The organism is Okeania sp. SIO2F4 (assembly GCF_010672385.1).
Taxonomy (GTDB): Bacteria; Cyanobacteriota; Cyanobacteriia; order Cyanobacteriales; family Microcoleaceae; genus Trichodesmium.
In genome coordinates, this window is the sequence record NZ_JAAHGT010000206.1 from 1 (window position 1) to 12,069 (window position 12,069).

Sequence of the window (12,069 nt, forward strand, 5' to 3'; positions counted from 1 at the left end):
TAGAGCCAATTGAGTTGGACAAAATTTCCAGTAAATGTCAAGTAGTCTTCCTCTCCCTACCCAATGGTTTAGCCTGGAAAATGGCACCTACTTTATTAGAAAAAGGATGTAAAGTATTAGACCTATCTGCTGACTATCGGTTTGCCGATCTTGAGACTTATCAATCTTGGTATGGTGGGGAACGCACAGACAAAAATATAGCTGCTACTGCTGTTTATGGTTTACCAGAATTGTATCGCGATCGCATAGCTAATGCTAAACTTATCGGTTGTCCTGGTTGCTATGTTACAGCTAGTCTCTTAGCACTTGCCCCACTATTTAAACAGGGTTTGATAGTACCGGAAACTGCAATTATTGATGCCAAGTCAGGCACATCCGGAGGTGGACGAAAAGCAGCTATTAATCTGTTACTAGCTGAAGCTGATAATTCTATTGGTGCTTACGGAGTAGCTAGTCACCGACATACCCCAGAAATTGAACAAATTTGTAGTAACTTAGCAGGTTATGATGTGAAAGTGCAATTTACTCCCCATCTCATGCCAATGGTACGGGGAATATTAGCTACAGTTTATGGTACCCTCCGAGATCCTGGGTTGGTACGAGAAGACTTGTTGACTATTTACAATGCTTTTTATCGTAATTGCCCTTGGGTGAAGGTGTTACCCAGTGGCACTTATCCTCAAACTAAATGGGTTTGTGGCACTAATCTCTGTTATCTTGGCATTGAAGTCGATCACCGTACGGATAGAGTTATTATCATGTCAGTTATTGATAATCTGATCAAAGGTCAAGCTGGACAAGGAGTTCAGTGTATGAACTTGATGATGGGTTGGGAAGAAACTCTGGGGTTGCCCCAGTTGAGCTTTTATCCCTGATGGTATAGTTTTCTTGTTTTATCTAAAGGTTGGTTGAAGACCTGCGCTCTCCGGTCACGGGAGCGTCGCATGGAAAAAGCAATCAATCCATGCGGTTTTACCAATAGTGTGCTATGGCAGTTAAATTAAGGCTGCTGGGCTAGCAGTATCAGCGCCAGTTGCTCATGGGGGAGATCCCCAAAACTGCGCTGGCAAGTCTTTAGGAGCGCGCTTTTAGACCGGAAAGAGGCTCGAACTCTGAGGCTGGTGGATTGTTTCGCTTTTCGGCTGTCGCCGACATGAAACGCGACATGAAAAGCGCAGCTCCTCTGTAAAGAGGCAGCAGAAAGCCTTAAGAGCGCGATGGTTAGGAATCCACGGCTGTCTCGTAGAGCAGCTACGGGAGGATGTAAAGTGTATCTGCGCCCAGATATGTGTTTGGTAATTGGTTAGTTAGTTTTTGGTGGTGTTATGCCACCTACTAACCTTGCTCGAGACTTATAGCTGAAGTTAGAAGTTACGCGCGTCAGAAGTCAGAAGTTAAAGAAAGCAGCACGGACTAAATTTGAGAGGAGCGAGAATGTCCGCGCTAGTAATGGCGACTGCTATATAACAAAAATATTACAGCACAGGCTATTTTAATAGTGCCAATATTGAACAAACGTTCTATCATATTGTGTTGAATTTGAATGTTACGAATATGAATTTGCATTACTTCGTTTGTGTATCTGCTAAGTAGTCCTTGTTGTAAAGTGGATGCTCTCTTAATGCCATCCTAACAGCCATGGCTCGTTTTAACTCTCTGGGGTCAGGATTCGACTTGATAAAGACATCTAATTCTTCCATGTTAGTTTGTTAGTTTAGATTTACTTCTTTTTTATTTTCTCACATCTCATTCCTGATTGCTATAGATAATAAATAAAGGCGTTGCATATTTGCGCATGGGAATTAGTGTGGTCCGTGTGGGGGGCGTTGGGTCTTTTGCCTCCTGGAATTATAGCTTTAGAGAAAGAGGAAGTAAAAGATGGAATTTACCTTTTGTGCAAAGATTCATCCCAAGGTTTCAGCAACGCTTAAATAAAAGTCGATTACTTCTCCACATACTAGGATGAACTTGGCAATTTTCGACTTCCATATATAACTCCTTTATAGTTTATTTGAAATAAAAAAACTGTGATTCTGAACTAATTAAAACTACAACCAACCATGCCAAGGACTAACCTCAAGTACACCTGTTGGAGTCATTACCACCCGGAATAGTGCTAAAGATTGTTTCTGTGTTATGGTTTCAGAATTAGCATTACTTAATAGCTGAGGTAAAGGTGTTTGCCCTGCATAATCTTGAGCAGATTGATTTATAGGTTCAATACTAACTATTGCTCCATCCTCATTTATTCTCACCCGAAAGACTAAATCTTCATACCAAGTAGGAGTCTGTTGCCAACTTTGGTCAATTTTGTCATACAGCTTTTGGTTTAACTTCTCTAACTGAGCTATATCAGTAATCTCTGAAACAATAGCTATCTCTGCTTCTTTCTTCAAAACAGATGGTTGAGTTGCATTCTCTAACTCGTTACTACTCGAACTAGATACAGACCACAATTTAATAGTGCCATCAGCACTACTACTAGCAAGAGTTTTCCCATCAGGATTAAACTGTAAAGACCAAACTGCCGATAAATGACCAGTCAAGGTTTCCAGTAGTTCTTCCGTATCTATCCCCCACAGATGAATATCTCTATCGTAACTACCACTAGCAAGAGTTTTGCTATCAGAGCTAAAAGCAACAGATAAAACTGCCTGAGAATGACCCTCTAAAATGCTTTGTAGCTGACCAGTATCTACTTGCCATAACTTAATAGTTCGGTCTTGACTACCACTTGCCAAAAATTTACCATCAGGACTAAAAGCGATCGCCCAAACTGTATTTTGATGTGCTGCTAATGAATGGAGTTGTTTACCTGTATTTAACTGCCAGGTTTTGATTTTACCTTTTTTACCCCCACTAGCAAGAATTTTTCTATCTGGACTAAAAGCTAGAGAAGTTATAGGAGCTGAATGTTGAAAGCTATCGTCAATAGAACCAGTTTTGAGATTCCATAGCTTAATCATCCCATCATAACTACCACTAGCAAGAGTCTGACCATCAGCATTAATAGCTATAGCTTTTACATCATCAATATGACTCCCAAGAGTTCGGATGAGAGTACCATTAGTTAGCTCCCAAAGTTTAATGTGGTTATCCCAACTACCACTAGCAAGAATTTGGCCGTCTGGACTAATAGCAATAGATTCAATCGCATCAGCATGAGCATTGATGGTATGAAGTAACTTATTATTGTTGAAATCCCAAATTTTGATGACACCACCATAACTACCACTAGCTAAAGTTTGACCATCAGGGGTGATAGCAACTGTATAAACCCATCCCAGATTTTGGGCAATAGTTTTCTCAGAACTGGTTTGTGCTTGTGTTTTCTGAAGAGAATTGTTGGTTGAATTAATGTGCGAATGCCATAACCCAAAACTTCCAATTCCTGTGAAAATAGTTAATGCTATTACTGTAGAATATTTCCGGAAAAAAGGTGGGTTTAGTAGAGATTTTAATTCTACCATTGTTCAGTTATCCTCTCAAAAATATGAAAAATAATTAACTAGCTATCAGCTTGAGCGCATTTAGCTGGAGCGCTCTTCAATTCGAGGGTAACGGTCCCCCACAAGAGGAGCGAAAAAATTAGTGGTGCGCTTTGCGTGGGGGGAAATAATCCCCCATTATACACGTTGAATAAGCTGACTGCTGTTAGCGTTAGCGAAGCTCCTCTGTAAGAGGCAGCTCCTCTGAAAGAGGCTAGCTGAGTGCTGACTGCTACTTCAATAATTCATAATTCCGGTTTAAAGTTTTCCGTTTCCCAGAAAAAAGTTTTTTTTCATTTAAATCAATCCTATTGCTTTTAAGGAGATATGATTGTTAAGCAGATAGAAAAAATAAATTAAACACTTTGTCAGAATAAATCTTTTCTACTCTATACTTAACATCAAATCATGGTAGGTAATTAACGAAATAAAAAGTCATAATATCATGTCCGGATAATCAGTGATAAAAAAAGTTTTTGTTTGTAGTAAAGCTCTCAGCCCGATACATACTTTTTGCTCAAGCCCTACTACAAACTTTAATTATAACTATTCAAGCGGACATAATATAAGTTATTTTTGTAATGGGGATTTGAGCAAGCCTCAAAAAATATTTTACCTTAAAATGCGGGGTTTGAAACCTAATTATTTTGATGACTTTGTAATGGTGCTTAATTATTAATTGTTAATTGCTTAATACTCTTGAGTTTTGACACTTTGTTTCTGCGTTCTCTCAATCTTCTGACAATAAATAAAATTGTTATGGTGGTAATTCCCAAAATTCCAAATGGAGTAACATAACTCCAATGACCCCACATTTTGTCGATGACGTGCCAGACTAAGAGAAACATTGCTAGATAAGTTAGTTCATGTAATTTCTTCCAATTTCTCTTCAACTTTTTCACGCTCCAATCATTAGAAGTAATTGTTAGTAGGGTGAAAATTATGAAAGTTACAACTCCTTGTACATATATCCAATAAGTTTGAAGAGCGAAAAAATCAAAGTTTCTTTTACGAACTAATAAAATTCCATGACCAAGAGCAAATAAAAATGCAACTACACCAATTTGACGGCGATACTTCAGTAACAATTTCGGAATTTCAGTTTTTTTAGTTCTGGGGAAAACAACTCTCAAAGTTGTTGGTAGTAAAGTGATGATGTAGGAGATTAATGCGAAGAAACCTAAGTGATTAGCAACCGGTGTTGTGTCTAACATGATTAATAATTAATAATTGACAATGAGAAGTTATAGCCTCTTCTTTGAAAAAGGAATAAACGGAATTTGTTATTATTATTAATTCTCTAATTTTAAGAAGAGGCAAAAGAAAGTGAAAAGTCAAATCTCAGAAGTCAGGAGGTGCAGAGAGAAGAGAATTAGAAGAGATTTGGTAATGACTGGAAACGCAGTTCCGACCAGGGAAGCTTTTCACCTGCGTAGCAAACTGATAACTGATAACTGAGTTCAAACAAGCTGAATAAAATTATCAACACTAATGACACTTTCAGAAATTCCCTGCAAAGTAATTGAAAATTCGTCAACACTAATGCGAGTGTCATTACCTATCTGAGAAATAGTCAATTGCTCAAAACTCAGACCATCTCCTAAACCTATTGCATCTATTCCATCCTCAAAATCAACAATGATATCGTTTCCATGATTAGCAGCAAAATCAAAGCGATCGCCACCTGTTCCTCCAATCAAAACATCATCTCCCCGATGACCACCAATCAGATCGATACCTGGACCGCCATCAACTGTATCGTTACCTTTACCTCCATAAAGCAAGTCGTTACCGTCTCCACCAGGAATTAGATCGTCTTGACGATGACCGGATATGAAATTATTGCCAGGAGTTCCAATTAATTCATCACTCTCATCTGTACCGAGAGTCACATTAGGAGAAATAAGGGACTCAGTAGCTGACCACACACTTTCCCCAACTTCTCTTCCTAACTCTCGACCATTTATATCCCCATCATCAAAATGAATGCCACCGTAAAGACGAGAAATACCAGCTTCGTCCGCAGCTTCGCTAAAAGTTTCCCACTCTAAAACTAGAGGTTCATCTGGTGTCACCTCTGGTTCAAAACGAGACTCTCCTGCTCCAAAACTTACAGAAGCACCAAAATCATCACTACCAGTAAATCTTTCCAAAATTTCCGCACCTGCTGCACTAAAGGTACTATGACCAGATACATATTCTGCAAAGGGAGGAGAGGGGTCACTACCAGGAGTTTGATAAGTGAGAAAATCAGTCGCCAAAATAGTTTGTGTTCCTTCTCCCGGACCTGCCCAAGCATCAATAGCAAAACCACCAAGTTCTGGATTAAATTCTCCAATTAAACCTAGTTCTCCTAATTCCCGGACTGTGCGTACAGGTCGAGCATAATCATAAAAAGTTTTGGCATCCCAAGCAGCAATACTAGCATCAAATACTGCATTACCCAAATTAAAGAACAGTTTCACATCCTGGTCTAAGGTATGATTATCCCTAGCTGAGACTAATTGTCCGAAAGTCATCCAAGTTCCGGGAGGGAAAGATGTACCTCCTCCATCTTCCCAAAATTCAGCGATTAATTTTTGTTCGTCTGTGAGGTTAGCACTGATATCAACGATTCTTTGTGTTTGTGCGATAAATTCAGGATTAATAATAGTACCCACAATGTCTGGAGTAATACCTACGACAGACTGGTCTGCTAAAGTAATTGTGTGTGCTTCTAAGTCTACTTCTCCAGGAACAAGTAAAAATGGTTCTGGTGCTTCTGGTCGTATTTCTTCCAGAGAAGTAAGACTAAAGGGTGTGACGTTTCCCCACTGAGGTGTTAAGAATGTTTGTATTCTTTGTTCTTGACCGGGTAAAGCATCAATAGGTACTCGTTCGGGAGTCCAAGACTCAATGTTGGTAGTTTCTCCAGGGGAATTAATGGGTTGATAACCACTAATGTCAGAATAAGGAGTACCATCTCCATTGGGGTCATTTCCTAGTTGGTTGGAACCGTCATTACGACGGAATGTTAATAGTGCTTCAGCGGAGACGTTACCGATACCAGCAGCAGTAGTAGTATCTGTGGTGGTATTGTCGGGGTAAAAACTCAATTCTGCCATTACGTCATTGAAAATTTCTACTTCCGTGGGAAAGAGTTCAGAGAGTACCCGATAAGCAGCAAAACTCATAGCTTCGGTTTTGTTAGCATCGGTGTTTTCTGACTGGGGACGTTGGAGGTTGTCTCCTAGCTGAGTTGATGTAGCTAATGGGTCGTAAGCACTCCAAGCATCATAAGTAGCTGTGTGTAGAATACCGTAAGCACGGGAGGCAACAGTCGGACCGGGGGCGGTGTTGATAACTGCTTGTTGTACTGCTCTATCCCAGAGTACGGAAATGCTTGGTGAAACATCTTCTACTGTGACGAGTTGAGTTTCAGGATCTACGGTCAGGTTGATGTTGTTGTCAGTATTGTTGGAGATTTGCTGAAATTCTCTGTTAGAGTTATTCATGTTTTTTTCCTTAATGTCAAGAATTAATTTTGATGACTCGGTGAAGTGATACCGTTTCACGGAAGTATAATCTGGTTGATACAGTTGTCATTGCTACCAAAGAGTTTGCCCAGTATTAATCTCCGCGCACCTCTGAGATTGCTTCCTTCCACTCCGTTACAGTCGCTGCGGACTTGGGTTTGGTTACAAACGCTCAACATGATTAATCAACCAGCAATTAGTATTTGAATCCCAAACAAAGAAAAAGCGAAGAGTTTGCTCTATTTCTCTGTTGGAGGACATCAAGTATTGCAATCTTGTGTCTACTGTGGAATAATAAGGGTTGGCTGATACCCTATAGATACCTAACACGTCTACCCTTCTGACTTTATTCCACCAATTGGTATAAGAAGTGTATCCTTGGGGATGGAATTTCCTATTTTGTCGTAACTGGGGAGATAAATAGTTCCAAGCTGTTTGGTAGTTGTTGTTGTTGATATTGCCATAATAATCTCTAACCGCTTGTTCTGCTGGAGGTCGGTGAATGATGTGACTTCTAGGTTCAAGATTTCTTGGTTGCGGACATTCCTCAAAGAATATGCAATCAAGAATTTTTTCCAAAGGATACTCCAAAAGAAAAGAAGCTGCTTGACAGGAAGAAAGGCTACAACCTAATATACAAAGACTAAGGAATAGGGTTATTTTGGAAGTTGTCTTCATAATGTTTATCCTCAACTGGCTAATAATTAAGGAAGAAGTTATTTTGCCTGTGTTAACTACTTAATAACTGAAGTGTTACTCAGGTATAGCATTAATGCATGGGAATTGGTATCATAGGATTTATTGCAAACTTTTAAACGCCAAACTCTGGCATGAGCAGGTAAATAAATTAAGGGAATTGAAGTAGTAGCAAGGAAAGTAATAGCATTAAACGAGGAGTCAAATTAAACTTAAACATCTTGATTTTGTCCTCCGATAATATTGAGTATTTTTTGTTTTTTGTTACTTCTTAGAGAGTGAATGCACAAGCAAAGATTAAGATAGCTAGAGTGCTTAATATTATTTTCTAGGAATAGAAAAAACATCTTTCTATTTAACAGGACTGACGCAGTACCGCTATATATGGTGTATTATTTGGTGATTATTTCAGATATTCTCAGTACAATTAGCACTTTTGCGTAAGTCCTGTTTTCTTGGGTCCGATCACTTTGCCATCTTCATCATTATCAGGATCTTCAAAAGTTATTGCTATAGTAGTTAAAGGAGCAGTCAAATTAAAGTTAAACATCTTGATTTTGCTCTCCGATTGTTGTGTTTAAACGTATAGGTTGAGAATTTTTATTCACCAGGACTTATGCACCGAAACAAGAAACCGGGTTTATTACTCTGATTATTGTTTTTCAAACCTCAAAAATTTCGTCGATCGACTCGGTTTCTGCGCCAGTCCTAGTGAAAAATTTCTGCGTAATAGTTAAGTTTGTATGACTTACATCAAATGTAAGTATTAATATCAAATCTGCTTGCTTCGGAGTGTTATAAGAAACCGGGTTTATGGGAGACAGATGTTATTCATTAATGGATAATGGATAATTACCTCTCCCTTTTAAGGAGAGGATTGACCAATAAGGAAAAAATTTATTCTCAAGGGGAGATTGGAGGCTAGCGAGGAAACCCCCTCTTGCAGAGCCGCTCCGAAGTGCGCCATCCCATCCTTCGGAATGCTCCGCTTTCCGAGCGCTTTTTCCCCTTGAAAGGGGAGGCTTTTAACCTAAACTGTTTAATTATTTAATTATTTAATTATTAATTATCCGCTAAGGTAAGGCATTTCATAAAAATCCGGTTTCTATGCTTTATTTATACCGACACTACCAGATTTAATATAACCCTGTTGTTGAGCGCTCGCGATCGCTCTCCTGTTTATTTACCAGAAGTAGAAAACTAAATTTTCTCAACTATTTTGGTTCAATAATAGGGTCATCTTCTTCGTCATCTAGATCGATGTTCATCATTCGTCCTAACACGGTTGTATGTATCAACTTAGTCATTATTAATTTAACTTCTTAGTTAATAGTATCTATACTATACTTAAAGTATATTGATGTCAATACCCTGTATGATCTTTTTTTATTTAAGGCTGAAACTTTTATTCAATAAGCTTTATAGCTGTATTTCAGTTTTATATATTTATGATTAGTGTCCACAGCTAAAACTACGAAATCCTATATACATAGTATACTTATTGTTTATATGTATAACATCATATATATGGTTAGCCTTATGAGTTATTTCCTGAACTGAGTAGTAGGGCGTCTAGTTTTATTTTCTGGGTAAGTTTCATAAATTAAGACCTCTCCCCCGACCCCTCTCCTACAAGGAGAGGGGGAAACTCACCCTTCCCTCCTCCCCCCTTGAAAAGCTATCCCTGATAAGGATGTCGGAGGGTGGGGAGAGGGGGAAGAGGGGGAGGAGGGGGGAGTAAGAATCTTGTCTACATTTCTCACTTCTTTATGTCTAATTCAATACACTATTTCTGAGAAAAAAGCTGATTCAAGACTTACGCATAACTGACTGAACTTGTCAAGTTTTATGTTAAGAAAGATGTTTATAAAGCATAGCTTTCAAAGGGAGGTAATACCAATTTACTTTTTTACTTTAAAGATGTCACAAATAGTTTCAAACTTTAAATGTCAAATAATTGCCTGAAATTATTGTATTGTCAAAGTTTTTAGCCTATCAAATCTAACTTCTGAATTCTGACATTAGTGAAACGGTATAAGGGGGATAGGTAGTCGGGGGGTTAGATTTTAGTCTGTAAGGGTGTTTAGTGTTGCGGAGCAAAATGGCTATTCGCCCCTAATGTAGTCTACTGAAATGAAAACTGCTGTATGGTTTGCCTACGGAATTTCAAATCCTGTATCCGGTATTTTAAGTGCTTATGCAAAATTAATTGTATAAATCAATAAGCAAAATTAATTACACATTACTATTAAATATCTGCAATCTTATCAATAAATTATCAATTCTTTCTTCCTGTTCCCTGTTCCCAGTTAAGTGTTCCCTCTCTCAACTAGGAAATTTATTTTGCACGACTACTTATAGCGTTACGCATTAAGCTTAGGACATTTATAAATCATGAAACCCTTTTACAGTCTACTATTCCCTATTCCCTATTCCCTAGCGCTACGCACTATTATAGATTGTAGAAATTTCTAGGTCAAATTCAGTTCATATTCCAGTGCAATATGTATACTCGAAAGAAGCTAAGTATATTGGAAGGAAACTATATTGATGTCTCAATTACCCCAAGACTTTTTGAAGCAATTAACAACGGAAGCTACTAAGGTTAAGCTGTCTGATGAAGAACTCAGAACATTGATCGTTGCTCTTGAGGGTCTGTCAATTAAAGAAATAGCTGAGAGAGAAGATATTTCTGAGGTCGCTATCCAAAAAAGACTAGGAAAAGCTTACAAAAAATTTGGTATTACTAGTAGCGGTCCGGGAAAGTTGATGGAGCTGAAATATCAACTTGAGTCAAAATATCAATCTCAGATCGAAGTCAAGCAGGAGTTTCAAACTGAAGGTAAGCATTATCATTTGGAAGATGCGCCACAGCCAACTAATTTTTATGGACGAGAAGAACAAGTTACTAAAATTGAAACATGGATAATTAAAGGTAAGTGTCAACTTCTGGCAATTTTGGGAAAAGGTGGTATTGGTAAAACTGCTTTATCAGTTGAATTAATTGAAAGAATTAAAGGTAATTTTGATTATGTAATCTGGCGATCGCTCCGTAACGCACCAGATTTTATTAAGATTGTAGGGGATTTAATTGATATTTTGTCTGGTCAATCTACTACTCAGTTAAAAGTAGAAAATGAACCTACTACTGAGTTAGAACGAAAAAAAATAGAAAATGAGATGATTTCGAGGTTAATACAGTATTTGAGAAAGCGTCGTTGTTTGATTATTTTGGATAATCTAGAGACAATTTTAAAGGTTAATGACTTTGTTGGATATTATGAAGGTAAAGATAAAGGATATGGCAGACTTTTAAAACGTTTAGGAGAGGAAAAACATCAAAGCTGCATATTAATTACAAGTAGAGAAAAACCTAGAGAAATTGCTCTTTTAGCACAAGAAGAAATAGAAGATGAAAAAATACAGCCTGTTCGTTTCTTAAAATTAGAAGGACTCAAAAAAGAGGAAGCAATAAAAATTCTCGAAGCTAAGAAATTATCTGGAGAAGATATGTGGAACCGTTTGATAAAACTTTATGAAGGTAATCCTCTTGGTTTGAAATTAATTTCAACTACTATTCAACAACTTTATGGAGGAGATGTGAGTGAAATTTTGAATCAAACATTATCATATGTGGTTAGGGGGTTTGGAGCGATAATAAAAGAACAGTTTAAACGCATGACATCTTTAGAACAAGAAATTGTCTATTGGCTAGCTCTGGAATCTCGTTTATCTATCGAAAATTTGAAAGAAAAATTCATCTCACCTCCTCGACAAATAGACGATATTTTGAATGCTTTACAATCATTAAATGACCGATATATGATTGAGAAAGAAGGAGCTAATTGGAACTTACAGCATACTATTCGGGAATGCGTACTTCATCAATTTGTCGAGCATATTTGCCAGGAAATTAAGGGCTTTCAGACAATGGAAAATATTAAACTTATGAGGAGTCACAAGTTTACAGATAGGAATAATGAGATTAACTCTCCTATAAAATTAATTGAAAATAAGTTATACAGTCTGGAAGATTTTAGAAGTACCGAAAAGGTAATTGCAAGACTACAAGAAATTCAGAAAATTCTAGAAGGAAAATCTCAACTAGAAATTGGATATGCGGATGAAAATGTTCGGGAACTTTTAGAGAAATTTCAGCGGAAATAACTAAGATATCTGTTTGGCTTAACTGGCAATATTTTTATTCCTTTGAAAATGTTCGGGAACTTTTAGAGAAATTTCAGCGGAAATAACTAAGATATCTGTTTGGCTGAAGTAGCAATATTTTTATTCCTCTGAAGCATTCCAAATTTGCAGAAATTCAGATTGAACCTCTGAAGATAATTTGTTAATTCCACTTTGGAGAGTTA

Annotated in this window: 8 protein-coding genes; 2 read left to right on the forward strand and 6 right to left on the reverse strand. The window is 37.6% G+C overall.

Going from position 1 to position 12,069, the window contains the following annotated elements:
• On the forward strand, positions 1–875 hold an 875-nt coding region (gene argC, locus F6K22_RS15060), incomplete at its 5' end, for an N-acetyl-gamma-glutamyl-phosphate reductase (protein WP_293099057.1).
• 568 nt (positions 876–1,443) lie between these two features.
• Here the strand turns inward: argC and F6K22_RS42095 are convergent.
• The 6 genes from F6K22_RS42095 to F6K22_RS15085 form a co-directional block, all read right to left on the reverse strand.
• Complete coding sequence (locus F6K22_RS42095) at positions 1,444–1,566, reverse strand: hypothetical protein (RefSeq protein ID WP_363273607.1); 123 nt, start codon at positions 1,564–1,566, stop codon at positions 1,444–1,446.
• The gene (locus tag F6K22_RS15065) at positions 1,566–1,700 is read right to left on the reverse strand and encodes a hypothetical protein (RefSeq protein ID WP_293099060.1); all 135 of its coding nucleotides are present in this window, start codon (positions 1,698–1,700) and stop codon (positions 1,566–1,568) included. Before F6K22_RS15065 ends, F6K22_RS42095 begins: the two co-directional genes overlap by 1 nt.
• 348 nt (positions 1,701–2,048) lie before the next feature.
• Positions 2,049–3,470, reverse strand: a complete 1,422-nt coding sequence (locus tag F6K22_RS15070; protein ID WP_293099063.1) for a WD40 domain-containing protein — start codon at positions 3,468–3,470, stop codon at positions 2,049–2,051.
• A 686-nt stretch (positions 3,471–4,156) separates the two neighbouring features.
• On the reverse strand, positions 4,157–4,702 hold the full coding sequence (locus F6K22_RS15075; protein WP_293099066.1) for a ferric reductase-like transmembrane domain-containing protein: 546 nt from the start codon (positions 4,700–4,702) through the stop codon (positions 4,157–4,159).
• Positions 4,703–4,948: 246 nt separating this feature from the next.
• On the reverse strand, positions 4,949–6,982 hold the full coding sequence (locus F6K22_RS15080) for a DUF6851 domain-containing protein (RefSeq protein WP_293099069.1): 2,034 nt from the start codon (positions 6,980–6,982) through the stop codon (positions 4,949–4,951).
• Positions 6,983–7,165: 183 nt separating this feature from the next.
• Entirely contained in the window at positions 7,166–7,681 is a 516-nt protein-coding gene (locus F6K22_RS15085) for a hypothetical protein (protein WP_293099072.1), read from the reverse strand.
• Positions 7,682–10,249: 2,568 nt separating this feature from the next.
• On the opposite strand from F6K22_RS15085, the gene F6K22_RS15090 reads away from it, so the two are divergent.
• Positions 10,250–11,866, forward strand: a complete 1,617-nt coding sequence (locus tag F6K22_RS15090; protein ID WP_293099075.1) for an NB-ARC domain-containing protein — start codon at positions 10,250–10,252, stop codon at positions 11,864–11,866.
• Positions 11,867–12,069 lie beyond the last annotated feature (203 nt).

What these genes read in the sequence shown, in the direction of transcription:
- F6K22_RS42095 (WP_363273607.1), bottom strand. Translation starts at nt 1,566, where the DNA reads ATGCAAATTCATATTCGTAACATTCAAATTCAACACAATATGATAGAA.
- F6K22_RS15065 (WP_293099060.1), bottom strand. Translation starts at nt 1,700, where the DNA reads ATGGAAGAATTAGATGTCTTTATCAAGTCGAATCCTGACCCCAGAGAG.
- F6K22_RS15070 (WP_293099063.1), bottom strand. Translation starts at nt 3,470, where the DNA reads ATGGTAGAATTAAAATCTCTACTAAACCCACCTTTTTTCCGGAAATAT.
- F6K22_RS15075 (WP_293099066.1), bottom strand. Translation starts at nt 4,702, where the DNA reads ATGTTAGACACAACACCGGTTGCTAATCACTTAGGTTTCTTCGCATTA.
- F6K22_RS15080 (WP_293099069.1), bottom strand. Translation starts at nt 6,982, where the DNA reads ATGAATAACTCTAACAGAGAATTTCAGCAAATCTCCAACAATACTGAC.
- F6K22_RS15085 (WP_293099072.1), bottom strand. Translation starts at nt 7,681, where the DNA reads ATGAAGACAACTTCCAAAATAACCCTATTCCTTAGTCTTTGTATATTA.
- F6K22_RS15090 (WP_293099075.1), top strand. Translation starts at nt 10,250, where the DNA reads ATGTCTCAATTACCCCAAGACTTTTTGAAGCAATTAACAACGGAAGCT.